The sequence below is a fragment of the Vibrio sp. 1-Bac 57 genome (genome assembly GCF_037546855.1).
In the GTDB taxonomy this organism is placed as follows: domain Bacteria; phylum Pseudomonadota; class Gammaproteobacteria; order Enterobacterales; family Psychromonadaceae; genus Psychromonas.
Window position 1 is genome coordinate 1 of record NZ_JALAAC010000004.1, and the last position, 26,232, is coordinate 26,232.

At 37.8% G+C, this 26,232-nt stretch carries 20 protein-coding genes; 17 read left to right on the forward strand and 3 right to left on the reverse strand.

All coding sequences use genetic code 11. The features are described from left to right. Positions 1-1,156 precede the first annotated feature (1,156 nt). Positions 1,157-2,614, reverse strand: coding sequence for an aminoacyl-histidine dipeptidase (locus tag MT391_RS03590; RefSeq protein ID WP_499496946.1), 1,458 nt, complete (start codon positions 2,612-2,614; stop codon positions 1,157-1,159). Between the two features lie 595 nt (positions 2,615-3,209). Here MT391_RS03590 and carA point away from each other — a divergent pair. The 12 genes from carA (at position 3,210) to MT391_RS03650 (ending at position 16,724) form a co-directional block, all read left to right on the forward strand. After that, positions 3,210-4,346: a glutamine-hydrolyzing carbamoyl-phosphate synthase small subunit gene (carA, locus tag MT391_RS03595; RefSeq protein ID WP_499496947.1), complete on the forward strand. Its 1,137-nt coding sequence runs from the start codon at positions 3,210-3,212 to the stop codon at positions 4,344-4,346. Between the two features lie 54 nt (positions 4,347-4,400). Beyond that, positions 4,401-7,631, forward strand: a complete 3,231-nt coding sequence (carB, locus tag MT391_RS03600; RefSeq protein WP_499496948.1) for a carbamoyl-phosphate synthase large subunit — start codon at positions 4,401-4,403, stop codon at positions 7,629-7,631. 400 nt (positions 7,632-8,031) lie between these two features. Next, positions 8,032-8,364, forward strand: coding sequence for a hypothetical protein (locus MT391_RS03605; protein ID WP_499496949.1), 333 nt, complete (start codon positions 8,032-8,034; stop codon positions 8,362-8,364). Between the two features lie 3 nt (positions 8,365-8,367). Continuing rightward, entirely contained in the window at positions 8,368-9,405 is a 1,038-nt protein-coding gene (locus tag MT391_RS03610) for a hypothetical protein (RefSeq protein ID WP_499496950.1), read from the forward strand. 11 nt (positions 9,406-9,416) lie between these two features. Continuing rightward, positions 9,417-9,587, forward strand: a complete 171-nt coding sequence (locus tag MT391_RS03615) for a hypothetical protein (RefSeq protein ID WP_499496951.1) — start codon at positions 9,417-9,419, stop codon at positions 9,585-9,587. Positions 9,588-9,936: 349 nt separating this feature from the next. Next, positions 9,937-10,362: a hypothetical protein gene (locus tag MT391_RS03620; protein ID WP_499496952.1), complete on the forward strand. Its 426-nt coding sequence runs from the start codon at positions 9,937-9,939 to the stop codon at positions 10,360-10,362. Between the two features lie 151 nt (positions 10,363-10,513). Next, a complete protein-coding gene (locus tag MT391_RS03625; RefSeq protein ID WP_499496953.1) occupies positions 10,514-10,783 on the forward strand; it encodes a hypothetical protein in 270 nt (89 codons plus the stop codon). Between the two features lie 697 nt (positions 10,784-11,480). Beyond that, positions 11,481-12,047: a PepSY domain-containing protein gene (locus MT391_RS03630; RefSeq protein ID WP_499496954.1), complete on the forward strand. Its 567-nt coding sequence runs from the start codon at positions 11,481-11,483 to the stop codon at positions 12,045-12,047. A 610-nt stretch (positions 12,048-12,657) separates the two neighbouring features. Then, the gene (locus MT391_RS03635) at positions 12,658-13,728 is read left to right on the forward strand and encodes an extracellular solute-binding protein (RefSeq protein ID WP_166370396.1); all 1,071 of its coding nucleotides are present in this window, start codon (positions 12,658-12,660) and stop codon (positions 13,726-13,728) included. Between the two features lie 96 nt (positions 13,729-13,824). Further along, positions 13,825-14,970: an ABC transporter ATP-binding protein gene (locus tag MT391_RS03640; RefSeq protein WP_499496955.1), complete on the forward strand. Its 1,146-nt coding sequence runs from the start codon at positions 13,825-13,827 to the stop codon at positions 14,968-14,970. 4 nt (positions 14,971-14,974) lie between these two features. Further along, positions 14,975-15,850, forward strand: coding sequence for an ABC transporter permease (locus MT391_RS03645; protein WP_166370392.1), 876 nt, complete (start codon positions 14,975-14,977; stop codon positions 15,848-15,850). Positions 15,851-15,860: 10 nt separating this feature from the next. Next, on the forward strand, positions 15,861-16,724 hold the full coding sequence (locus MT391_RS03650) for an ABC transporter permease (RefSeq protein ID WP_499496956.1): 864 nt from the start codon (positions 15,861-15,863) through the stop codon (positions 16,722-16,724). Between the two features lie 329 nt (positions 16,725-17,053). Here MT391_RS03650 and MT391_RS03655 read toward each other — a convergent pair whose 3' ends face one another. Both MT391_RS03655 and MT391_RS03660 read right to left on the reverse strand, forming a co-directional pair. Beyond that, entirely contained in the window at positions 17,054-17,632 is a 579-nt protein-coding gene (locus MT391_RS03655; protein ID WP_499496957.1) for a hypothetical protein, read from the reverse strand. A 213-nt stretch (positions 17,633-17,845) separates the two neighbouring features. Continuing rightward, positions 17,846-19,393: an alanine/glycine:cation symporter family protein gene (locus MT391_RS03660; RefSeq protein WP_499496958.1), complete on the reverse strand. Its 1,548-nt coding sequence runs from the start codon at positions 19,391-19,393 to the stop codon at positions 17,846-17,848. An 884-nt stretch (positions 19,394-20,277) separates the two neighbouring features. Here MT391_RS03660 and MT391_RS03665 point away from each other — a divergent pair. From MT391_RS03665 to MT391_RS03685, 5 genes are all read left to right on the forward strand, one after another. Further along, a complete protein-coding gene (locus MT391_RS03665) occupies positions 20,278-21,660 on the forward strand; it encodes a uracil-xanthine permease family protein (RefSeq protein ID WP_499496959.1) in 1,383 nt (460 codons plus the stop codon). Positions 21,661-22,248: 588 nt separating this feature from the next. Next, positions 22,249-23,355 carry a spermidine/putrescine ABC transporter ATP-binding protein PotA gene (gene potA / locus MT391_RS03670; RefSeq protein ID WP_499496960.1) on the forward strand — a complete coding sequence of 369 codons (1,107 nt, stop codon included), beginning with the start codon at positions 22,249-22,251 and terminating at the stop codon, positions 23,353-23,355. Then, positions 23,339-24,211, forward strand: a complete 873-nt coding sequence (gene potB, locus MT391_RS03675; protein ID WP_499496961.1) for a spermidine/putrescine ABC transporter permease PotB — start codon at positions 23,339-23,341, stop codon at positions 24,209-24,211. Before potA ends, potB begins: the two co-directional genes overlap by 17 nt. Further along, positions 24,195-24,965 (forward strand): spermidine/putrescine ABC transporter permease PotC, encoded by a 771-nt coding sequence (gene potC / locus MT391_RS03680; RefSeq protein ID WP_499496962.1) that lies wholly within the window; start codon positions 24,195-24,197, stop codon positions 24,963-24,965. The genes potB and potC overlap by 17 nt, the downstream gene beginning before the upstream one ends. Positions 24,966-24,967: 2 nt before the next feature. Further along, the gene (locus MT391_RS03685) at positions 24,968-25,999 is read left to right on the forward strand and encodes an ABC transporter substrate-binding protein (protein ID WP_499496963.1); all 1,032 of its coding nucleotides are present in this window, start codon (positions 24,968-24,970) and stop codon (positions 25,997-25,999) included. Positions 26,000-26,232 lie beyond the last annotated feature (233 nt).

Sequence of the window (26,232 nt, forward strand, 5' to 3'; positions counted from 1 at the left end):
AAGGGTGAAGAAGGTAAGATCAAAACCTTTATAAGTATTGCATTGATATTTAAGTCCGTTAGTTGTTTGGCTTTTATTTTTTAGCTTTTCTTCGTGCTCTCTGTGCAGTGCAGCGGCTTCGTGGTTACTTTGGTCTAAGATCAAAGCGAAAATCAAAAGATAAAGGCAATTAACCACGAAGGCACGAAGGGTAAAGAAGGTAAGGATCAAAACCTTAATAACTCATATCTAACGCTCGTCTTTGCTCGTTGATGCCTCTTGATATTTATCTGCCGTGTATTTCGCCCTGACGGCGATCTTCTTTCTCTTATCAGAAGAGAAAGAAGCAAAGAGACTGACACCGAGCATTTTCTTATCTAAACCCACCGCTGATTTTTTACGTGCCGGCTCTTACGGTACATCCCTGTACCGAACGAGCCTAAGACAAACGTCCTGTTTGTCTTTACTAAAATAAGCGGTTGATTTAGGAAAATTTAACGGTGGGTTTTTGTTATCGTGTTTGGGTGAGGGTGTTTTGTTGATAATGGCTTCTTCTATAAAACCTAAAATCTACAAGCAAGAGCAAAAGCGGTTGACCACGAAGGCACGAAGGGGGAAGAAGGTAAGATAAAAACCTTTATGAGTAATCAAAAAACTCAATCTTTATACATTTATTGTCTTAGGGTTTTATCTTATCTTTGCTGTTTTAGCCTTTCTTCGTGCTCTCTGTGCAGCGGAGCGGCTTCGTGGTTGCTTTGGTTTAGATTCAAAAGACTCAAGCAACCACGAAGGCACGAAGGGTGAAGAAGGTAAGATCGAAACCTTTTAAAGAATAAAAAAACTTACATCTTTTATATCCATTACTTTGAGGTTGTATCTTATCTTTGCTGTCTTAGCCTTTTTTCATGCTCTCTGTGCAGCGGAGCGGCTTCGTGGTTGCTTTGGTTTTAAGATCAAAGCGAAAATAAAAAGCGGTTAACCACGAAGGCACGAAGGGTGAAGAAGGTAAAATCAAAAGCTTTGTAAATAATGAAAAAATTAAAGTTTTATATTTAATATCTTAGTTTTTTCAGCTTTATCCTACCTTTATTATTTAGCTTTTCTTCGTGCTCTCTGTGCAGCGCAGCGGCTTCGTGGTTGCTTTAATCTTTTGAATACCAGGAAGCCGTTTACTTATTTAATCAATGGCTTTGAGGGTTGCTTTTAATAGTGACCAGTAATTATCTACTGAGGCTATGTGTACTTTCTCATCGGGGCTGTGTGGGAATTTAATCGTCGGACCAAATGAAATCATATCCCAGTGCGGGTATTTGTCACTGAACAAACCACATTCCAATCCTGCGTGTATGACCATTGTTTTAGGCTTTTTACCAAATAAGCGTTGATACTCGTTCTCCATGGTTTTATATATTGTCGATTGCTTATTGGGTGTCCAACCTGGGTAATTTCCTTCCTTTGCTACGCGAGCATTGAACTGTTGAAAATGCTCTGCCATTAAATCGGCTTGATGTTGCTTGTCAGCTTCTACTTGTGAACGAACTAATACTTGAATGGCAAAATGATTCACCGCACCGGTTTTTTGTGTGATCACGCCTAAGTTACTTGACGTTTCTACTACATTAGGAAAGTTATCATCCATCGCAAATACGCCGTTTCTACAGGTCAGTAATGCTTTTAGTAAATTTTCATGACTACTGTGTGTTAATACTGAACTCGGTAATGCGCAAGATTTAATACTAAGTGTAAAATTACTTTCACTTTCTTTGAATTTATCATTAAGTTTAATTTTTAAGGTACTGATTACTGTATCAATACTATTTTGATATTGCTGATCACAAACTATTACTGCGGTCGCTTCACGAGGAATCGCATTGCGTAAGCTACCGCCGGAAAATGAAGAGATTAAAAAGGGTGCTGCGTCTAAGTCATCAAGTATCGATGCTAATTCTTTAATCGCATTGGCACGGCCTAAATTGATATCTACGCCGGAATGGCCGCCTTTAAATCCTGAAATAGTGATTTCATAAGCACTGTCTGCACTATCTGGTTCCATTTTTTCAAAGGGGAGCAATACGTTAACATTTACACCGCCTGCACAGCCCACGTATAATTCACCTTCTTGCTCTGAATCGGTGTTGATTAAAATTTTTCCGTTCAATACGCCTGCTTCTAAACCAAATGCACCGGTCATGCCTGTTTCTTCATCGGTGGTGATCAATACTTCAATAGGACCATGTTCTAAGCTGTCATCATCTAAAACAGCTAAACAAGAGGCCATACCTACGCCATTGTCTGCACCTAAAGTTGTATTGTCTGCACGTAACCATTCTCCATCTACAATTGGAATGATTGGATCGGTTAAAAAATCATGCACTTTATCGTTATTTTTTTGCGGCACCATATCTAGGTGACATTGTAGGATTACAGGGGTCTTGTCTTCAAACCCTTTAGAAGCTGATTTTTTAAGTATTAAATTGCCTATTTTGTCCATTTTACAGTCAATATTTTTTGATTGTGCCCAATTAGTAATCCAATCAGTTAATTGCTTTTCATGCTTAGAAGGATGAGGGATTTCGCATATTTTTTCAAAGAATGACCAGACTGGTGCAGCGTGATGTGATTGTAATTGTTGCATAAATAGACCTTTTACCACTTTAAAGAAGAATAACCTCAGTTTTACTTAGTTTGATTTTCAATCAATTTACGTTACAATAACATTGATCTAAATCAATTTATCTATTTTAAGTTAAGGAAGTTACCGTGTCAGAAGAAAATTTTAAAGACCCATATAGCCTACGTCATTTTCTTGGTTTATTGGTTGTGTTTTTGATCCCAACCTTGCCAGCTACTTTAACTTTAATTAAAGTACTGTCTTAAAAATCAAACGGTTATTGATTGATTAAACTATATTCAGTAACCGTTATTTCCCCTCAACGCTACTCTTCTTTATCTCCACTGTCATTAATTTCTAGCTGTTCGAGCACTAAAATAAACGAAACTTGATCTCCGTAACTTTTCTAGCATTTGCTAACATATTTATAGCGATAAATGAATTGAGATTTATGTAATTTTTTTTACAAAAAATTAAAAATTAAATGGCCAACGTCACAGAAGATCTATAAAATACGCGGAATTTGCCAAATTTTACTATTTTCTGGTGAAAAAATGCTCTGCATGGCCTCACTCAGATTATATAAATTTTTATTTATTTGCTATTCATGGAGGTTAACTTGAGTCATTCTGCCATACTGGTATTGGAAGATGGGACTGTTTTTAAAGGCGTATCAATTGGCGCTCATGGGAGTTCTGTTGGTGAGGTTGTTTTCAACACGTCAATGACAGGCTACCAAGAAATTCTGACTGATCCATCCTATGCACGACAAATCGTTACACTCACTTACCCCCACATCGGCAACACCGGCACCAACGACGAAGACGAAGAATCCCCATCAATTCATGCATGTGGTCTTGTTATTCGTGATTTACCTCTTCTAGCAAGCAACTTCCGTAGTCAAGCATCTTTAAGCGAATACTTAACCACACGTAATGTAGTGGGTATTGCTGATATCGATACACGTAAACTAACGCGTATTTTACGTGAAAAGGGCGCGCAAGCAGGTTGTATTATTGCTGGTGAAAATATCGATGAAGCTGCTGCACTGGCACAAGCGAAAGCTTTCCCTGGCTTAAAAGGGATGGACTTAGCTAAAGAAGTGACAACTGCAGAATCATTTGAATGGTCACAAGGTAGCTGGACGTTAACAGGTGGATTACCCGAGCCGAAAACAGATTGTAAATACCATGTTGTTGCCTATGATTATGGCGTTAAACGTAATATTTTACGTATGTTAGCTGACCGCGATTGTAAGTTAACCGTGGTACCTGCACAAACACCTGCATCTGAAGTGTTAGCAATGAATCCAGACGGTATCTTCTTATCTAATGGCCCTGGTGATCCAGAACCATGTACTTACGCGATTGAAGCAATCCAAGAAATTCTAAAAACTGATATTCCAGTATTTGGTATCTGTTTAGGGCATCAGTTACTTGCATTAGCAAGTGGTGCAAAAACAGTGAAAATGAAATTTGGTCATCACGGTGCTAATCACCCTGTGAAAGATTTAGAGCGTGATGTTGTTATGATCACTGCACAAAACCATGGTTTTGCGGCTGATGCAGCAACCTTGCCGGCAAATTTACGTGCGACGCATGTGTCATTGTTTGATGGTTCATTACAAGGTATTCATCGTACTGATAAAGCGGCATTTAGTTTCCAAGGTCATCCGGAAGCGAGCCCTGGCCCACATGATGCAGCGCCTTTATTTGATCACTTTATTGAATTGATTGAACAGTACAAAAACGCTTAGTTAATCAGAACACTTGTTTTCGAATACATAGAACAGATATTAAAGGTAATTCAGATGCCAAAACGTAATGACTTAAAAACTATCCTCATCATTGGTGCTGGACCGATTGTTATCGGTCAAGCCTGTGAGTTTGATTACTCAGGTGCACAAGCTTGTAAAGCGTTAAAAGAAGAAGGTTACCGTGTTGTCTTGGTAAACTCTAACCCTGCAACCATCATGACAGATCCAGAAATGGCCGATGCGACTTACATCGAACCCATTCACTGGCAAGTGGTTGAGAAAATTATCGCTAAAGAGCGCCCATGTGCAGTATTACCAACAATGGGTGGCCAAACGGCGCTTAACTGTGCATTAGAGCTTGAAGAAAAAGGTATTTTAGCGAAATACAATGTTGAAATGATTGGCGCAACAGCGGATGCAATTGATAAAGCTGAAGACCGTAGTCGTTTTGATAAAGCCATGAAGAAAATTGGACTTGAATGTCCACGTGCAGGTATCGCACATACAATGGAAGAAGCTTACGGTGTATTAGACATGGTTGGCTTCCCTTGTATTATTCGTCCTTCATTCACTATGGGTGGAACGGGCGGTGGTATCGCGTACAACAAAGAAGAATTTGACGATATTTGTTCAAACGGGTTAGACCTTTCTCCAACGAGTGAATTATTGATTGATGAATCATTAATTGGCTGGAAAGAGTATGAAATGGAAGTGGTTCGCGACAAAAATGATAACTGTATCATTGTTTGTGCGATTGAAAACTTTGACCCAATGGGGATTCATACGGGGGACTCAATTACCGTTGCACCTGCGCAAACACTAACAGACAAAGAATACCAATTAATGCGTAATGCTTCTTTAGCAGTTTTACGTGAGATTGGTGTTGAAACTGGCGGTTCAAACGTACAGTTTGGTATTAACCCTGCCGATGGCCGTATGGTTCTAATTGAAATGAACCCACGTGTATCACGTTCATCAGCATTAGCATCAAAAGCAACGGGTTTCCCTATTGCTAAAATCGCTGCAAAACTTGCGATTGGTTACACGCTTGATGAATTGCAAAATGATATTACTGGCGGTAAAACACCAGCATCATTTGAACCAACAATCGATTACGTTGTAACTAAGATTCCGCGTTTTAACTTTGAAAAATTCGCAAACTCTAACTCGCGTTTAACAACACAAATGAAATCAGTTGGCGAAGTAATGGCGATTGGCCGTAACCAACAAGAATCATTACAAAAAGCACTTCGTGGTTTAGAAGTGGGCGCTGATGGTTTCAGCCCAATGGTTGATTTAAACGATGCTGGCGCAAAAGACAAAGTATTATACGAACTACGTGAAGCTGGTGCTGAGCGTATTTGGTACATCGGTGATGCATTCCGTTTAGGTATGACGATGGAAGAAATTCATAATATCACTATGATCGATAACTGGTTCCTGGTTCAAATCGAAGATTTAATCAACGAAGAGAAAAAACTAGCTGAAGGCGGTTTACGTTCTTTAGATGCGGACACATTACGTAAATTAAAACGTAAAGGTTTTGCCGATAGCCGTATCGCTACTGTGATTGGTTCATCTGAAACTGAAGTACGTAAATTACGAGAGAAGTTTGATCTACATCCAGTTTACAAACGTGTTGATACCTGTGCTGCAGAGTTTTCATCTGATACGGCTTACATGTATTCAACATACGATGAAGAGTGTGAAGCTAACCCAACTGATAATGAAAAAATCATGATCATTGGTGGCGGTCCTAACCGTATTGGCCAAGGTATTGAGTTCGATTACTGTTGTGTACATGCAGCACAAGCAATGCGTGCCGACGGTTACGAAACGATTATGGTTAACTGTAACCCAGAGACAGTTTCAACGGATTACGATACATCTGACCGTTTATACTTTGAATCAATCACGCTTGAAGATGTGCTTGAAATTGTACGTGTTGAAAAACCTAAAGGTGTTATTGTGCAGTACGGTGGTCAAACGCCACTTAAATTAGCTCGCGCACTTGAAGCCGCTGGTGTGCCAATCATCGGTACTTCACCAGAAGCGATTGACCGCGCAGAAGACCGTGAACGTTTCCAACAAGTTGTTGAGCGCCTAGGCCTTAAACAACCAGAAAACGATACAGTTACCACGCTTGAACAAGCTGTTACTTCAGCAACACGTATCGGTTATCCATTAGTAGTACGTCCTTCCTATGTACTAGGTGGTCGTGCGATGGAAATCGTCTATGACGAAACTGATTTACGTCGTTACTTTAAAGAAGCCGTGAGCGTATCAAACGAATCACCTGTTCTTCTTGACCGTTTCCTTGATGATGCAATTGAAGTTGATATCGATGCAATCTGTGACGGTACTGATGTTGTTATTGGCGGCATCATGGAGCATATTGAGCAAGCGGGTGTTCACTCTGGTGACTCAGCATGTTCATTACCGGCTTATACATTAAGTGCTGAAATTCAAGATGAAATGCGTGGCTACATTAAAGCCCTCGCATTAGAGTTAGGCGTTGTTGGTTTAATGAATACACAGCTTGCTGTTAAAGATAACGAAGTTTACATGATTGAAGTAAACCCTCGTGCAGCACGTACTGTACCGTTTGTATCTAAAGCGACCAGTGTGCCAATTGCTAAAATAGGCGCAAGTGTGATGGCGGGTAAAACGCTGAAAGAACTTGGTATTACTGAGGAAGTTATTCCACCGTATTATTCTGTTAAAGAAGTAGTATTACCGTTCAATAAATTCCCAGGCTCAGATCCAATCTTAGGCCCAGAAATGCGTTCAACAGGTGAAGTAATGGGCGCAGGTGCTACCTTTGCTGAAGCGTATGCAAAAGCTGAATTAGGTTCAACTAAAGAAGTGCCTGAAATTGGTCGCGCCTTAATCTCTGTACGTAACAGTGATAAAAAGCGTGTTGCTAAACTCGCACAACAAATGCTGGACTTAGGCTTTGAACTAGATGCAACGCACGGCACCATGATCGTGTTACAAGATGCAGGCATTCATGCTCGCCTTGTCAATAAAGTGAGCGAAGGTCGTCCGCACATTCTTGACCGTGTTAAAAACAGTGAATACAAATACATTGTGAACACAACAGAAGGGCGTGTATCAATTGAAGATTCACGTCAGCTACGTCGTGCAGCATTACGTTACAAAGTAAACTACACCACAACGCTAAACGGTGCATTTGCAACTTGCCGTGCTCATACTGCTGACCCAACAGCACCAGAAGCAACAGTAAGTTCAGTTCAAGAGTTACATAAACGCATTAATGGTTAATCATTAATTTGATAATCAATAATCTAGTTTAAATAGCTAACAAGAAGCCACTCAATTGAGTGGCTTTTTTTGGTTATTAGTAAGCGATTTACTTAAATTACTTACTAATAGCCAATATAAATACCTACAAATTTCCTTTCTAATAAGCAAGATATAAACCCATAAAACTAGATGTTTATCACAATTTAAACTGTGTTTTACATGTTTGTATGTGACCTAAAGTTGATATTGTGTCTGGTTTGGTTGAATAAAAGCGATAAGGGACTAGGGTAAATTTATGGAGTGTCGTTGGAGAGTTTTTAGATAGATAAATGCATTTTGGACTATTTTGAAGAAACTTCTGTATATATCAGCTAAACAAAGGTCGATGAATTTGGCTATGTTTAAAGTTGGAGAGGGTATGAAAATATTCTTATTTTTTATTGTAATAACTAGTATTAGTTCTTGCTCTGTTATCAAAGTATCTTCAAATGATGAAGTTAACATTACTCGAAAATTTGGGTTTGTTAATGTTATTAATGCTCCTAGTGAAGGTATGTATACCGAATATTATTTTGTCGGTATTGGTTTGGTAGATAATGACTTTGTAATCGGCTATCAAAATTCCAAAAAACTAAGTATGCCAAAAGATGCTTGCACTATCTTCATAGACAAAAAATCAAATATTGAAAGATCCACTTTACATTACCTTAAAAAAATTAATTGCACCTTTATCTATCTAAATGAGGAGTAAATTATGAATATAAAACTATGTACTTTGATCACCTTTTCATGCTTTAGCCTTTGGGGTTGTTCGCTGGGAAAAGATAGTATTTTATTTGTAACTAAAACATCGGTAGCTATCGATGTAGATACAAACCCACTTACTTTTGATGTCGGTTATGGTCGCTATGAAGGGAGTATTGCACCGGTTGCTGAAGATGGAGAAATACTCCCTTTATTGGCTAGCGTTAACGCGAAAAGTACCATAAGTTCTGATGTTTTTGGTGCTGGAGTTAGTCAAAATTTTGGGGTCGGTAATGCGGCTGTCATTATGACCCAATATTTAGGGTCGGAATCAAATCCAATCGATAATGAATCAGTTGATTTTTCTGAACTTATTAGTAAACCTGCCAGCATAAAAGGGAAAATAAACGACAATACTAGACGTTACTTTTTTGGCACAAAAACAACTCTGGGTTTTACTACAAGTTTTGCGCCTGAAAGAGGTTATATGCCAGATAGTATAACATTGGGATATAAACGAAAAGAACTTGCCTATGTGCCAATTAAACAAAATTTAACTGCAGGAACCTTGTCAATTCCATCAATGATAGCTACAACTGGTAATTCTGAGAATGCAGGTATAAATGAATCAGGCTTCTCAATCAGTCAGTTTTATGCAACTGGTAAAGCAGCAAGTTACCTTGCTGCAAATCCTACCATTAGAAATTCTGTTATTACTAAAATTATTGGTGACGATGAAGTTTCTGAAAAATTAATTGAAGCAGCTGAAAAAAAGGTTAAAACTGAAATTACTGCACAACGGAATTTAGGAAAAGAGGTTTCTTTAAAGGCCAATAATATCATTGATAATTTTTCTACTGATCAACAATTAGACACTGCACTTAAAGAAATGATTGAAATGGGGATTGCTCAACCCGATGAAAAATTCAGCAATAATATGTCCGTAGATGATAAAAAGTCACTGTTAAAAAATCAAACTGTATCTCTTGGCGATAAATCAACAATTGAGAAGATTCAGAAATGGTTATCTAATAACGTAGTTAATTAAAGGGGGACATCATGCCTATCAATAATGTAGAAGTAGTGATTTCACAACAAAGCAAAGTAGAAATACAATCAGCCTTGGATATGATTAATGAACATAGTGGGGTAGTAAAAAAGTTAACAATAGAGGAGAGAATAGTTGACGGTATACCCGTATCTATTTTAAAAATATTAGTTGAGACTTAGATGGTGTAGTAGCTGGGGAGAAGTCGATATACTTTAAATACTGACGAATCCCCACGAATATTGAGAAGTAATTAAGATAGGGGAGCGACTTCCATGGCAATTTATGATCAAATAATTTCACCACAAAATAACAAATCAGCCATCGCCATGAAAGTCACCGAAATCAGAAAAAAAGATCTGGACAGCCATCTATTTGAATAATTGCCATCGTTAAACTACCTTTTATAAATGCGTGTTTTTGCATTTAGGAGGTAGTTTATTATGACTCAATCTCACCAATCACAAGTATCATTATCTGATACACCTTATTACCACTGTATTTCGCGTTGTATTCGCAGAGCTTACTTGTGTGGTGAAGATAAAATCCTTTGAGCATCGTCGTCAGTGGGTTGTTGAGCGAATGCATTACCTCGCTTCCCTTTTTAATATTGATATCTGTGCTTACGCTATCATGTCAAACCATTATCACCTCGTATTACACATCGATGAGCAACAGAATGAAAACTTAACGCATGAAGAAGTTTGTGAGCGTTGGTGTCAGCTCTATTCAAAACCTGTATTAGTTGAGCGTTGGCAATCCGAGCAAACAACCTCAGAAGCAGAAAATAAAGCTGCATTAACTATTATTAATGGGTGGAGAGGGCGATTAGCTGATATCTCATGGTTTATGCGCTGCCGCAATGAATTTATTGCGCGTAAAGCCAATAAAGAAGATAACTGCTCAGGGCGATTTTATTCGCTGCCATCCATGGCGCTCACCCTTCAGGCCAGCTAAAGCTGTTCTAATTTTTTCCCTACAAATTAGTGGGAAGGACGCTTTACTTTCTTATAAATCGTGAGGCAAGCGCTATTAGATAAAGATGCACTATTAACCTGCATGGCTTATGTCGACCTAAATCCAATCCGTGCCAAAATGACTGCTAGCGTTGAAAGCTCAGAATACACATCAGTTTATGAGCGCCTATTACCTTGCAAAAAAGTTGGTGTTGCTCAACAACAAGAAAAACCGTCAGGTTTATATCATAAAAAACCACTGTTTGGCTTTATTGGTGATGAATGCAAATCAAAATGATACGCAGGGTATTCCATTTTCACTATTAGATTACATCGAGCTTGTCGATTGGAGTGGCCGTATTATTCGAGAGGATAAACGAGGGGCTATTTCAAGCAACGGCCTAGGTTATTATCAACACTAGGATTAGAAAATGATATTTGGTTATCACTGGCGAGTAGTTTTGGAAAAGATTACCACGGGGCGGTGGGCTCTTTAGAAGCATTAGCTACTTATGCAGGTAACACAGGCAAACGTTGGATAGCCAGTAAAAACCAATTACGGCTGCATTAAGTCGCGTATTTTTTATTTAAAACAAAATAAAAATATTATTAGCAGCGGCTACAATAAGCCATTATTTACGTAAAACCTTTCTTAATTTATGACTTTCTACTATCAAAAATTTTCAGGTTACCGTTTTAATAATGGAAATAGGATTATTTTTGATGGTTCAAGTCAATGGATGTCCACATTTTTCTTAATATTTTTCTTAACCGCTAGTAATTACCTATAGAAAGCTACTTTCCCTCTAATTTAATCAATTACTTACTGAAAATAGAATAATTTATTGAATCTGTATTGAATCTGTATTGAATGTCAATTACTGTGCCCGCTTATACCAATGACGATAAATAGCGGTCTATTTTACTGGTTAAAACGGTGGACTTCTTGGTTATAAATTTAGTAAAGGGAACAACTATTTACGCCTTGAATTACATTGTTTTCCTAGGCGAAATCTAGATCACATACTTAACGTAATTAGTATTATTTAAATCCGTGGGCTGAAAATGAGTTGTTCTACAGCTACTTAAAGCAACAAAAAAGAGACAGAGAAAAGACTAATGGAAAAAATAAATCGTTCGCTATTAATTAAAGCACATACGTTACTTGCCGCTTTTATCTTACCTGTGGCAATTATGTTTTTTGTAACAGGTGCTCTTTATACTTGGGGTATAAAAGGTGGAACTGAGAAAACGACCCAGGAACTACATATAAAAGAGCCAATTAAAGGAGGACTGACAGAGCTTGTTGCATTGGCAAAAAATGAATTACAAAAACAAGATGTAGGGTTGCCATCAGGTAATGCGAAAATTAAAAAAATAGGTTCTTCTTTTCAGCTAGAATGGAGTGGTTCAAACGTTAATGTTGTTTTAGCGCCTACATTTCAGCCTTTAATTATTACATTAACCATAGAAAATGCTAGCTGGTATCGACAGCTTGTACAGCTACACAAAGCAAAAGGTGGTACTCCTTTTAAAGTCTATGCGACTGCGTTTGCCATTGCTTTACTGTTACTAATTATCTCTGGTTTTTTGATGGCATTACAAATGCCAAAGTTACGTCAGCTAACACTCATTTCTGCTTTGCTCAGCATTGTATTATTTGTTGCCATGGTGATAAGCAGTTAAGTTTTTTATAAACAATATATTGATAACTTATTTCAAGTCTATGAACGTTTGCTATTTGTCATAACAACGCCATCTTTTGGCTATTTCACTTTATAGATTTAAGGAAGTCTCAATCAGACAGCCAAGTTGAGTTTAATTGTCGGTAGCCTGAATCTTGGATAGTCAGTAGTCAAGTTATGGGAAGTTCAAGATGTGAAGTGCTGGAAATCTATAAACTTTGGTTGATGATTATTTACAAACTATCTTTTAAAGATGCATATTGTTGCACTTGGAGGTAGTTTGTTATGGCTCAATCTTGCTAATCACCAATTTCCCTGTCTCATATGCCTTTCTATCATTGTATTCCGCATGTGGTCACCATGCTTTGTTGTGTGGTGGAAGTCGTTACTTTATATGCCCTGTTCAACTTCTATCTTAGTCAATTGTTGTTAGTAATTAGTGCATTTTTATCCAATTCACCTCTAATCTATTATCTCTCGTTAGTTGATGTAGGTCTTATCTTTGACATAAATATTACTTCTGTCATGTTTATGTCATACTATTTTGCTTATATTGATTCTCTTATTTGGTATTACTTTTTTAGTTATAACAGACATCTATGGAGAGAATAATGCAAATTTCAAATTGTAAGTCACTAATTGCAGTCGGTTTTACCTTATGTATAACAGCACAATCTGTTAATGCGGAAACATTACGGTTACTCACTTGGGGTGGTTATGCGCCAAAAACCGTTGTAGATATGTTTAAAGCTGAAACTGGCATCGATGTTGAGGTGACTAAATCTAACAATGAAGACATGATTGCCAAGTTGTCTGCTACCCGTGGGGGTGGTTTTGATCTGGCTCAACCTAGTCAAGATAGGATTGCCAGCGCACAAGCTGAGTTTAATATCTACAAACCGATTGATTTATCCAAAATTGATAAGAGTTTATTTGTGGCTAGTATGTTGGATTCAACATTACAATCGTCGATATATGATGGTAAATCATATGGCGTTCCGCACATCTGGGGCACTTCAGGTTTAATTGTTAATTCTGAAAAAGCAGCCGATGTAAAAGATTATACTGACCTATGTAACGATGCTTATATGGGCAAAGTCACTTATCGTTTAAAACGTCCTACTTTAATAGCTTTTGCCTTTTCTATGGGCTTAGACCCATTTGCTGCTTATAACGATCCTGCAGAATATGAAAAAATTATGCTAAAAGTGCAGGATAAGCTAATTAGTTGTAAAGGTAACGTTAAGGCCTATTGGTCCGGTGGCGATGCGATGAAAAACTTAATGCGTACTGATGAAACGGTTGCTGCAATGGCTTGGGATGCTGGCGGCTGGCAATTACATGATGACAATCAGGCGATCAATTTTATTGCGCCAACGTCGGGTGCATTAGGCTGGATAGATGCATTTGTAATACCGCGTAAAAGTAAAAACGAAAGCGCTGCTTATAAGTGGATAAATTTTGTAATGCAACCAAAAATAGCGGCGATGATCACCGACGCTGCAGGCAATTTTACTGCGTCTAAAGGAGCTGATGAATTTGTTAATGCGCCATTGAGAGCTAAGTATCAATCAAGCTTTGATACTGCGTCAATTGATAACATTAAGTGGTATCCACCGGTGCCTGCTGGCTTAGAAATGATTGAAGGTAAAGTATTAGACCGCGTTAAAGCAGCAAAATAGCATTCAGTATTTTAATTAGCATTAATTAGGTGTAACTTTGGTTGCACCTAAATTTTTTTATTGTAAAACCCATTCAATTATTAATTAGGAACTCATTTGCTTAATAATACGGATTTTGATTTGCAATGCACTGATCTCGTCAGACAGTTTGATGATTTCACTGCCGTTGACCAAGTCTCATTTGCCATCCCAAAGGGCAGTTTCTTTTCTATTCTAGGGCCTTCTGGCTGTGGTAAAACCACTCTGCTGCGTATGTTAGCTGGATTTGACGACCCGACATCGGGTGATATCTTTATTAAAGGCAAGTCGATGGTGGGTGTTGCGCCTAATAAGCGCCCGGTCAATATGGTTTTTCAGCACTTAGCACTCTTCCCTAATATGAATGTGTCAGAAAATATTGCCTATGGTTTGCATCGCCAAGGGATTAATAAAGTTGAAATCAAACATAAAGTAGAGCAAGTGTTAGCGCGTGTTAACCTTAGTGGCAGTGGCGAAAAGAAAATAGCACAATTATCTGGCGGACAAAAACAGCGGATAGCGATTGCGAGATGCTTGGTGCTGAATCCTGATGTTTTGTTACTGGATGAACCTTTAGGCGCCTTAGATCTGAAGTTGCGTGAGCACATGAAAGTAGAACTAAAAAAACTACAACAGGAATTCGAAACCACTTTTGTTTATATTACCCATGACCAATCGGAAGCGTTAGTGATGAGCGATCAGGTTGCGGTGATGAATCATGGGCAATTTCAACAAGTAGGTGACCCTCAGCAGTTATATTTTCAACCAGATAATGCCTTTGTCGCAGGTTTTGTTGGTGATAGTAATAAGTGGTTAGCTAAGGTGATGGATATTTTATCAGATTCATTACAGGTAAAAACAGCATCTGGCTTAGTGTTACAAGTACAAAAACCTGAGAATAAAACGTTTATTATTGGTTCAGCGGTTGAGGTGTTTATACGCCCTGAAGCTATCCATATTTCACCGATGTTAGAATCTAAAGTAGAAAGTACTCAATTACAAACGAATCAATTACATACTAATCAACTACATACCAAAGTGAACAATATTTTATTTGATGGTGCAAATAGTCAGTTGTTAGTAGAAGAGCAAACCTCTAGCGAAGAGATAAAAGTGAAACTACCACAAACTGCTGAATTTATGCACTTAAAGAAAGGCGATAAATTACAAATTTCATTTCCTATGCAGCAAGTTAACGTTTTTCCTAAAATACAGGACAAATGAATAGATGGCCATTAAAGGAAAATCAAACACACCGCTTAAATTAGGCTTACTGTTACTGCTTTGCCCGTTATTACTATGGCTAGTATTGTTAGTTATTTTGCCGCAGTTGACCATGCTGAATATTTCATTGCAAGAGCGTGTTGCACCACGCATCTATGAATATGGTTTGAGTAACTATATTGAATTTTTTACTGAGCCTCTTTATTGGAACACTTTTCTGCGCACTGCTGTGATGTCAATAATTGCCACTATATTAACGTTAATCATCGCTTTTCCAATCTCTTACTACATCGCAAAGATGTTACGAGGTCGTGCCAAGGGCTTGTTGTTGGTGCTTTGTTTGGTTCCATTTTGGGTGAGTGAGTTAGTCAGAACTTATGGCTGGATGATTCTGTTACGTGAAAGTGGTGTGATCAGCTCTTTTCTACAATATATAGGCTTTACGGAAGGGCCGATTGAGTTTCTATATACCGATGCCACCATTATGTTAGGGCTAGTTTATAGCAGTATGCTGTTTATGGTTGTGCCGTTAACATCTACCTTAGAAAGTCTTGATGATAGTTATATTGAAGCGGGATATGACTTAGGCGGCAACGGATTATCTGTGTTTTGGCACATTATTGTGCCGCATGCTAAACCTGCCATCGTATCTGGCTGCATTGTGGTCTTTATGCTTACGCTGGGTAATTATTTAACACCTATTTTATTGGGTGGTAAATCAAGTTTATGGTTCACTGAGCAAATATTTACGCAATTTATTACGCGGTTTAATTGGCAACAGGGCTCGGCATTTGGTGTTCTATTGTTAAGTATTTCTTCTTTGATTGTTTGGCTTGGGTTGAAACTTAGCCGTCAATCATTCAGCAAAGTGATGTCCTAGGAGACGCCGTATGATCCCATCTATTCCGCAGTCAGCACTGTTTAAGTCTAGTTTTAGGATATATGCTTTTATATTTTTTACTTTTTTAATGGCTCCTTTAGTGGTTGTTGCTGTATTTGCGTTCAATGAGAGTATGTTTCCCTCTCTCCCTTGGCATGGTTTTACTTGGGATTGGTTTTTCTCTGATCAAGAGCCGATGCTAGGGTTATTTCACGACCCTCAGTTATATCAATCAGTTGCAACCAGCTTTCTAGTTGCAACTTGTACGACTGTTTTGGCTGTTGCGTTAGCAGTCAATAATGCTTTTTTGTTTGAACGGGCAACATTTCGAGGAAAAAGTGTTTTATATATGTTGATGTTATTACCTTTGGTAATACCTGGAGTTATTTTAGGCGTATCGATTTTAATCATGAGTTCAAGCATTGCTAATTATTTTGATGATGTATGGGCAATCGATATTGAATTGTTGAGGCCAGGTTTAACATTGGTAGTAATTGGTCAATTTGCTTTTATTACTACGATTTGCACCTTAATTGTAGCTGCCAGATTGCGCAGCTTTGATTTAAGTTTAGAGGAAGCTGCTTTGAACTTGGGAGCCACTAAGTTACAAGCAATCCGTACGATTACTATTCCGTATTTATTACCTGCAATTATTGGCGCTGCCGTGATCAGTTTTTTAATGTCTTTTGAGAACTTCAATACGACTCTGATGTTAGTTGGCTCAGATAGCCCTTTAACAATTACACTTTATGACCGTCTCAGAGAGGGCGCGACACCGGTGATTAATGTTGTTTCATTATTGTTAATGTTAGCAAGTGTGGTATTGGCATTAGGTAATTACTTTTTATCAGGTCGGAAAAGTACTACTGAATAAACAAAGTGGGTGCTTTCTTCCGTGTAAGGTATCTTCAGTGCAAGGTAAAAGTTGTCAGGTTAGTCGTTGGTCGCCGTATTGAATCAGGTTTTAAAAGCTTTGCTCTGTTTGGCATTTTATTGCGATTCTGCCAGTTAGAAGCGTTTGAATTTTATTCGCTATAGTTTTGCGTTATCGGTGGGTGACTTTCTTAATCTAAAAAATGAGCAAATAAAGTCATACTCGACTTGTTGTAACATTGTCTAATAATGTAATCGCTCATAAGGGATTACATTAATCACTACACTGATACAATTAATCACTCATCTGACACAGGGAGTGTGATGCACTTATAAAATAATTTCTCTTCGACAGTCATTTACTTCCACACCTAAAAAAGAGCCTAATAACTCAGCGTCTTGTAGTAACTGCTGTTGATCGTTATGGTTTAAAATATTAATTCTTCGTCCATGTTCAGTTAATAAATTCAATTCATAACAGGCGTAGTTTAATGCATGTTTACGTTGAATAATTTTGTTATTTATTTGTATAGAGGTAATGTTTTGGAGTTTAACGTCACGGTCTTTATGGTTATTAAACACACCGGTTTTTCGATCAAAACTGACTCGACTCATAAATGGTTGAATTAATGATATACCGAAAGTGCTTATTGCGATACCAAATCCCCCAAGAAAAATGGCAAAGTCATATTTGCTTAAAACCATTAATTGGTAACTTGCAAGGCTCATTAAAAATACCCCCACAACAATGTAAACGACACAAAATAACATGGCAGTGATGGTCGGTCGCAAAAAAGCAATATCATTAATAACAACCACCTTATGTGATAAAAATTTAGGGCCGTCTCGCAGTAGTGGGCGTGTTAAATCAATTGTTACTGTTTCCGTTTCGTTATCATTCTCGTTCATATACCTTCCTTGTATATCGTCTGTAATAGCCAACGCTGAAAGAAATAAAATACACTTGCTAATCTTTATTATGTAGAAAATATATACAAAATAAGTAGTGAGTATCCTATACAAAAAAACTCACCGAAGTGAGTTTTTTATTAAATACGGTTAACAAAAACCGTTAATAAACTGTTTTATGCTGAATGCTCTACAAAGATCAGTCAGTGTAGTTTATTTTGTATCGTATGTTTTTATCTCGCCAGATTTAACACGAGCAATAAATGAATGTAATTCTTTTTTCACGATTGGCATTAAGAAGTATAAACCAATGATATTGAAGATAGACATTGCAAATAAAGCCGCATCAGAGAAGTCAATAACAGCGCCAAACTGGATGGTCGCACCAAGAACTACAAATAAACAGAAAATAACCTTGAAAATAAATTCTGTTGATTTACCTTCACCAAATAGGTAAGTCCATGCTTTCAATCCATAGTATGACCAAGAAATCATTGTTGAGAATGCAAACATGATAACTGCTAATGCTAGTAAGTATTTAAAGACGCCTGCAGTTTCAGTAAATGATGCGGCTGTTAATGTTACGCCTGTTAAACCACTGCCATCAAAAGGTGCAACATTTAATCCTGCAATGATGATGACTAATGCCGTCATGGTACAAATAACAACAGTATCAATGAATGGTTCTAGTAAAGATACAAGACCTTCAGTAATAGGTTCTTTAGTTTTAACTGCGGAGTGAGCAATCGCTGCGGAACCGACCCCTGCTTCATTGGAGAAGGTCGCTCGTTTTAGACCTTGAATTAATGCACCAATGAAACCACCAACAACACCTGCACCAGTGAAAGCACCTTCAACGATAGAAGCAAAAGCAGGACCTACTTGCTCAATATTTGCAACAATAACAATAAGTGCCATGCCTACATATAACGCAGCCATCCATGGAACAACTCGCTCAGTTACCGATGCAATTGAAGGCATACCACCAACAATTACTGAAAATACTAATGAAGCCAGTACAATACCAGTAATAACACCATATTCACTTGGTACGTCAAAGGCATACGTTAACATTGCATGTGCTTGGTTTGCTTGGAACATGTTACCAGCACCTAACGTTGCTAAAATACACATTAATGCAAAACCAACCGCTAATATTTTACCTAAACCACCGAGGCCTTTTTCACTTAACCCTTGGCTTAAGTAATACATTGGACCACCAGATACAACACCCGATGGTAAAATAGTTCTGTATTTTACACCTAAAGTACATTCACAGAATTTAGACGCCATGCCCAGAAGACCACATAAGATCATCCAGAAAGTTGCGCCCGGGCCACCAATCGCAAGTGCGACACCAACACCGGCAATATTACCAAGACCAACAGTACCTGAAAGGGCGGTTGTTAAAGCTTGGAAGTGAGAAACTTCGCCTTCTTCTTTAGAGTTAGGATCTGTATATTTACCTTTTATAATATTAATCGCTAGTCCAACACGTTTAAACTGTACAAAGCCAAAATAGATAGTGAAGATCAAGGCTGCTACTAATAACCAACCAACGATTAATGGAAAGCTTGCTTCGCCAATAGGAACACTTTTAAATATTAAGCTAACAAACCAACCTGTGTAATCACTAAAAAAACCATCAACTGATTGACTTAGAGAGTTAACCGCTTGTCCAAATCCACTCATTTCTTCAGCCAAAGCATTGGTGCTAAAGGCTAATAGAAAGAAGGGCATAAATTTTCGTGTTTTTATCATGTTTATTTCCTTATACATGTTAATTTCCTTATATAAAATATGCAGTGATATTAGTTGTTTAAAGTCAAAGCATATTCAGCATAAATAGTGTAGATGATTTAAGCTAGTTTTATTGACTATTTTCTTTGATTTTTATGGGTTTAAAAATGATATTAAACCAATATAAGTGTTAAATTTAGGTTAAAAGTCTGTTTTTTTCGTTGTGAGAGGTAGAACGGCCTGAATTCAGCCTATTGTGAAGTTGAACAGGTTTTCCAGTTCGCCGTTAATACCATACATCGCTTAATGTTGTTTCACTAACCCTATTAAATATGTTTTCATCTTAGAACTGATTGTCTTAATGTATATTTTTAATATAAAACAAGTTTAATTAAACGTATAAGCCTGACCTTAAGCCCCCCAAGTTTTGTATATGAGCTAACAATCCGCAACTGTTTGAACCTTCATCATGGAGCTATTATTTGTTAACAACTTAATAACATTATTGTATTACATTGATATCTATTGATTATTTCCCAGAGTATTTTCACTATTGTTTGCTATTTATTAAAAGCGAATTAAAATAGCGCCGGATTTAAACCACTTTCATTTCTCCTGGTGTTGGTCTGGTTCTGAGTAACAGCAATCACAGAATTATCCAGCCTTCACAGATAGGTGCCCATTCAGCGCATCCTGTAGGGATCAAGAAATACTCACTACCATTTAAATATTTTATTTGTTAGAAAAATCAACCTCAAATGACGCACTCAAAAATCACATCAATCGTTATCGGTGCTTTTTGGCTATGGTTCTTGCTCTTTTATTTGCAAGTACAAGCGCGATAGATGAGGTGATTAATTTTACAAAAATAGTTAAAAGGTAAATATACCAAGGATACAAACACCATGCTTGAACAGCATAGTAAGACTAAAACACAACGAAATTCTGATCTTATATATCGTTTAGATGATCGACCGCCACTGCCTGAAACACTTTTTGCAGCGACTCAACATTTATTAGCTATGTTTGTTGCAGTGATCACTCCCTCTTTAATTATATGCCAAGCATTGGGGTTACCTGCCAGCGATACTAATACCATCGTTAGCATGTCATTGTTTGCTTCCGGTATTGCTTCTTTTATTCAAATTCGTACCTTTGGTCCGATAGGCTCTGGTCTATTGTCAATTCAAGGCACTAGTTTTAATTTTTTAGGTCCGATCATTGGTGCTGGCTTAGCGCTTAAAGCCGGCGGTGCGGATATTAGTACTATGATGGCTGCTATTTTCGGTACGATTCTCTTTGCCTCATTAACCGAAGCATTTATCTCCCGGGTGCTACAACATACGCAACGCATTATTACACCGCTTGTATCAGGCATTGTTGTTACGCTGATTGGTCTGACATTGATCCAAATTGGTTTAACCTCCATGGGCGGGGGTTATGCAGCAATTGAAGATGGTAGTTTCGGTAGCCTTGATAACTTAATGTTAGCAGGGACCGTATTAGGTTTTATTGTGTTATTGAATCGCGTAAAGCATCCTTATTTACGTGTTTCATCGATCGTTATTGCAATGATAGCTGGTACGGTATTAGCTTGGTTTATGGGGATGTTAAACACAACTGATGCGCCTGAAACAGCTTTAATCGCAGTTCCGTCGGTGATGCAATATGGTTTAGGCTTCGATTGGGGATTATTAATTCCCTTGGTGATTGTATTTGCGGTGACGTCATTAGAAGCGATAGGCGATATTACTGCGACTTCTGAAACATCTGAGCAACCGGTTTCTGGCCCACTTTATTTGAAACGTATAAAAGGCGGTGTATTAGCAGATGGTTTGAACTCGGCTATCGCTTCGTTATTAAATAGCTTCCCTAATTCTACCTTTAGCCAAAACAACGGAATTATTCAGCTAACGGGTGTAGCAAGTCGATATATTGGTTATTTTGTGGCGGGTATGTTGGTGTTACTTGGTTTATTTCCTGGTGTAGCCAACTTAGTACAATTAATTCCTGAGCCAGTATTAGGTGGAGCGACGGTGGTTATGTTTGGTACCATTGCAGCTTCAGGTATTCGTATCATTTCTCGTTGTGATCTGGATCGCCGTGCTATTTTAATCATGGCTCTATCATTTTCAATGGGATTAGGCATTGGGCAGAACCCTGAAATTCTTCAGTTCATGCCGGACTGGGTGAAAAGTATTTTATCTTCTGGCATGGCGGCAGGTGGTATTACGGCGATCTTCTTAAACTTAGTTTTACCTGAAGAACCAAAGCAAAACAAAGATTAAAACAAGTTTGTAACTTGCTATCGACAACCGTATTGCTACCTGATTAACAGCAGTACGGTTTCATTTAATTATTTATCTATTTTGTACTATACCTCTCACACTATACCTACTTTCTCTATATCTATTTCAAACTGTATCTATTCCACTCAATCCTCATTTTGCTCTTTACGTATTCAACTCGATAGCGCAATACCAAATATTAACGGTTAATTTATGTACTGCTGTTATGAGGCATATTAATTGTGCACTTATTCACTTCTCATATGGTTAAGCACGACTAATGTCAGACATTACTAGAATTCAATAGCGATAAGATGATTGTATTTGTCGATTTTATTTATAAAATTTTTTGTTTGTTTTTTAAACATTTTAATGTAAATAATAGTATGAAAATAATTTCTTATTTGCTTTGATTTTTTATTGAGTTTGATTGATATGTAGGTACAATCGCGCCGATTGTGATCTACGTTAAAGATTGCAACATGAACAAAATAAAGACTTGTTTTTAATGTGAGTTCTTAAACGCTTAAGCGAAAAACTTAAGATAATGTTAACTGCCATTATGGCTATATATTTGGAATATTGAATGTGACTGGGTGCCAACCTCTTTTACAACTTTCTGGGGTCAGTAAAACGTATGCCGATAATACGGTTTTAGATGCGTTAGATCTTACAATTTACGACGGTGAGTTTCTTACCTTATTAGGTCCATCAGGCTGTGGTAAAACGACAGTGCTACGTATTATTGCTGGTTTTGACAAAGAAGACCAAGGGCAAGTAATGCTTGATGAAAAAGATATCTCTATTCTTAAGGCTGAACATCGCCCCGTGAATACCGTGTTCCAAAGTTATGCTTTATTTCCTCATATGACAGTGTATGACAATATCGCGTTCGGTTTGATCATGCATAAAGTACCCAAGGCAGAAATTAATGACCGTGTACTTGAAGCATTACGTATGGTGCGTTTAGAAAGTTTTGCTCAACGTAAACCACATCAATTATCCGGTGGACAACAACAACGTGTGGCTATTGCGCGCGCTGTGGTTAATCGTCCGCGTTTATTATTGTTAGACGAGTCGTTGAGTGCGCTTGATTACAAATTACGTCAAGAAATGCAAATAGAGTTAAAGCGATTACAACGTCAACTTAACATCACCTTTGTTTATGTTACGCACGACCAAGAAGAAGCGTTGTCGATGTCAGATCGTATCGTGGTGTTAAACAAAGGCAAGGTACAGCAAATAGGCACACCGCGTGAAATCTATGAAACGCCGGTCAATCTTTTTGTGGCACGCTTTATTGGTGAAATTAACCAGTTTGATGGCCATGTTGTGCGTCGCATTGATGAAAAACACGTTGAAGTGGTTGCTGAAGGTGCTGATTGGGTTGTGCAAACGGATTACCCTTTTGCCGCGAATGACAAAGTACACGTATTACTTCGCCCTGAAGATGTACGCTTAACTAAACCTGAATTAGCGGCGAATACTGTGCACATAGAAGGGCATATTCACGAATGTAACTATAAAGGGAAAACCTTAGATTCTTATATTCGTTTATCTACTGGCACCAATGTGATTGCCAGTGAGTTTTTTGATGAAGATGATCCCGACTTTGACTACCGCTTAGGTCAAAAAGTCGCATTGCAATGGATAACCGGTTGGGAAGTGGTATTGCCTTATGAACAAACAATTTAATCAGTTTCGTTTTTGGGCTATTGGTCTTGCTACAAGCTGGCTAGCACTGTTTGTTTTAGTGCCAAGCTTAATGGTTTTAGTGACCAGTTTCTTAACTCGTGATGCTGATTTTTTAATACAGTATAAATTTAGCCTAGAAGGCTGGAAAAGTGTTTTCGATCCGACCTTTATTGCATTGTTGTGGGATTCACTGTCGATGTCCATGATTACGGCTGTGATCTGTTTAGCGATCGCCTATCCTTTTGTGATGTGCTTGATGTCATTACCAAAACGCTGGCGTGGTATTGTGTTGTTTCTATTAATTGTGCCATTTTGGACAAATTCTTTGGTACGTATTTATGCGATCCAATTTTTGTTAGGTAAAAAAGGCTTAATTAATGAAGCACTGCAATTTGTCGGTTTGATTGATAAACCATTGGACATGTTATATAGCCAGTTTGCGGTTATTTTTGGTCTCAGTTATATCCTGTTACCTTTTATGATCTTACCTATTTATTCCTCTATGGAGCGATTAGATTTCAAATTGTTAGATGCGGCTAAAGACCTCGGTGCAAGTGCAAGCCAACGTTTAATGCGTATTACTTTACCCTTAACATTGCCGGGTATTATTGCCGGGTGTTTGATGGTGGTTTTGCCAGCCATGGGCATGTTTTTTGTGGCGGATTTATTGGGCGGTTCAAAGCATGCGTTATTGGGCAATGTCATTAAGAACCAGTTTATACAAACACGTGATTGGCCATTTGGTGCCGCGTTGAGTATTTTAATGATTTTATTATTATCATTTATGCTTTGGCTTTATTACCGAGCGACAAAAATGTCGAATCGCGAAGGGGGCATCAATGACTCGAATTTTTAGATTAGGGTTTATCGGGCTAGTACTTTGCTATGTGTACACACCTATTTTTATTTTAGTGGTTAACTCTTTTAACGAGTCTCGCTACGGTAATAAATGGAGTGGTTTTACCTACAAATGGTACGAGAAGTTATTTGAAAATGATTCGTTAATGGAAGCAGGTTGGCACTCCTTACAAGTTGGATTGACCAGTGCTACAGCTGCAACTGTGATTGGTACTTTAGCGGCAGTTGCATTACAACGTTATCGTTTTTATGGTAAAGGTGCGGTTTCTTCGCTGGTGTTTGTAAGTATGTTAACACCGGACATTGTGATGGCGATTGCCTTACTTATTTTATTTGTTACTTTGGGTATTGAACTCGGCTATATTTCGCTTTTAATTGCACACATTACTTTCTGTTTGCCATTTGTGATCATTAGTGTTTTCTCTCGCTTAAAAGGCATGGATATGTCGGTCACGGAAGCAGCGCGCGATTTGGGTGCTAACGAATGGCAGGTGTTTAGTAAAATTATCCTACCAATGATATTACCAGCGGTAGCATCGGGTTGGTTGTTAAGTTTCACGTTATCCATCGATGATGTGATTGTGAGTTCTTTTGTAACGGGGCCAGGCTATGAAATATTACCACTTAAAATATATTCCATGGTCCGTGTTGGTGTGTCGCCAGAGGTTAATGCTATCTCTACTTTACTCTTTGTTGGGTCAGTAGTCTTAATTGTAATATCGCAGCTATTGCTACGTAAAAAAGGAAATTAATAATGAAAAAATGGTTAACAGTAACCGCCGCAATGATGCTTAGTTTTTCAGCAATTGCAGAAGAAAAAGTCGTGTTGTATAACTGGGCTGATTACATTCCAGATAAAGTACTTAAATCGTTTACTAAAGAAACGGGCATTAAAGTTGAAGTGGCTACCTTTGATAGCAATGAAACTATGTTCGCTAAATTACAATTAGTGAACGGTAAAGGTTATGATTTAGCGGTGCCTACAACTTTTTTTATCGAACGTTTAAAACGTGCTGATCTTATACAGCCTATTGATAAATCTAAATTAAAAAACCTAGGTAACTTAGATCCAAACTTATTGGATCAAGCTTACGACCCAGGCAACAAATACAGTATTCCATACCTATGGGGCAGTACGGCTATTGCAGTTAATACGGATGAGATGGATTCATCATCAATTACGTCGTGGAAAGACCTTTGGAAACCAGAATTTAAAGATCAAATCCTGTTATTAGATGATGTTCGTGATATCTTTTTAATGGCATTAAAAGTGAAAGGCTTCGAAAACAATACCACTAATGAAGACGAAATTCGTCAAGCTTATGAAGCACTGGTTGAGTTATTACCAAACGTAAAACTATTCTTGTCTGATTCACCAAAAGGACCACTTATTCAAGGTAATGTACCAATGGGCGTGATGTGGAATGGTGAAACTTACATGGCACAAGTTGAGTTAGGTACGGTCGATTACATTTATCCTAAAGAAGGGGTTACTTTATGGGTAGACAGTCTTGTTATCTCTAAAGGCGCAGAAAACGTAGATAATGCACACAAGCTCATCGACTATATATTGCGTCCTGAAATTGGCAAAATAATTCTTGAAGGTGTAGGTAATTCAACCCCTAACTTAGCTACTATTCCTTTGTTAAGTGAGGAAATGCGTAATAACCCAATGGTTGTACCGCCAGCTGATGTCATTAAAAACGGTTCGTATCATAGTGACTTAGGTGAAGCGAATGCCATTTATGAGAAATACTGGCAAATGCTAAAACAAACTAAATCATAAAGATTGTAAATCTTAATAATATTTTTACACCTTAAATAATTAAACCGCTCAACGAGCGGTTTTTTTATGCTTAATATTATTGTTATTACTGCAATAAAGGATCTCGCTTATTTAACCTTTCTATCGGATTCCTCTTTTTAGCCTTTTACTTGCCTTTTTAATCTTTCATCCATCTCTTTTAATTAAATGATTGAATAGCAAAATTGCTAACAGGCTATCAACTTTACGCCTAC

Bases quoted from the DNA above. Each gene is read 5' to 3' on its own strand.
- MT391_RS03610 (WP_499496950.1), top strand. From the start codon at position 8,368: ATGAATATAAAACTATGTACTTTGATCACCTTTTCATGCTTTAGCCTT.
- potC (WP_499496962.1), top strand. From the start codon at position 24,195: ATGACTCGAATTTTTAGATTAGGGTTTATCGGGCTAGTACTTTGCTAT.
- MT391_RS03605 (WP_499496949.1), top strand. From the start codon at position 8,032: ATGAAAATATTCTTATTTTTTATTGTAATAACTAGTATTAGTTCTTGC.
- MT391_RS03590 (WP_499496946.1), bottom strand. From the start codon at position 2,614: ATGCAACAATTACAATCACATCACGCTGCACCAGTCTGGTCATTCTTT.
- MT391_RS03665 (WP_499496959.1), top strand. From the start codon at position 20,278: ATGCTTGAACAGCATAGTAAGACTAAAACACAACGAAATTCTGATCTT.
- MT391_RS03655 (WP_499496957.1), bottom strand. From the start codon at position 17,632: ATGAACGAGAATGATAACGAAACGGAAACAGTAACAATTGATTTAACA.
- MT391_RS03660 (WP_499496958.1), bottom strand. From the start codon at position 19,393: ATGATAAAAACACGAAAATTTATGCCCTTCTTTCTATTAGCCTTTAGC.
- MT391_RS03685 (WP_499496963.1), top strand. From the start codon at position 24,968: ATGAAAAAATGGTTAACAGTAACCGCCGCAATGATGCTTAGTTTTTCA.
- MT391_RS03615 (WP_499496951.1), top strand. From the start codon at position 9,417: ATGCCTATCAATAATGTAGAAGTAGTGATTTCACAACAAAGCAAAGTA.
- MT391_RS03650 (WP_499496956.1), top strand. From the start codon at position 15,861: ATGATCCCATCTATTCCGCAGTCAGCACTGTTTAAGTCTAGTTTTAGG.
- carB (WP_499496948.1), top strand. From the start codon at position 4,401: ATGCCAAAACGTAATGACTTAAAAACTATCCTCATCATTGGTGCTGGA.
- MT391_RS03630 (WP_499496954.1), top strand. From the start codon at position 11,481: ATGGAAAAAATAAATCGTTCGCTATTAATTAAAGCACATACGTTACTT.
- MT391_RS03645 (WP_166370392.1), top strand. From the start codon at position 14,975: ATGGCCATTAAAGGAAAATCAAACACACCGCTTAAATTAGGCTTACTG.
- potB (WP_499496961.1), top strand. From the start codon at position 23,339: ATGAACAAACAATTTAATCAGTTTCGTTTTTGGGCTATTGGTCTTGCT.
- MT391_RS03635 (WP_166370396.1), top strand. From the start codon at position 12,658: ATGCAAATTTCAAATTGTAAGTCACTAATTGCAGTCGGTTTTACCTTA.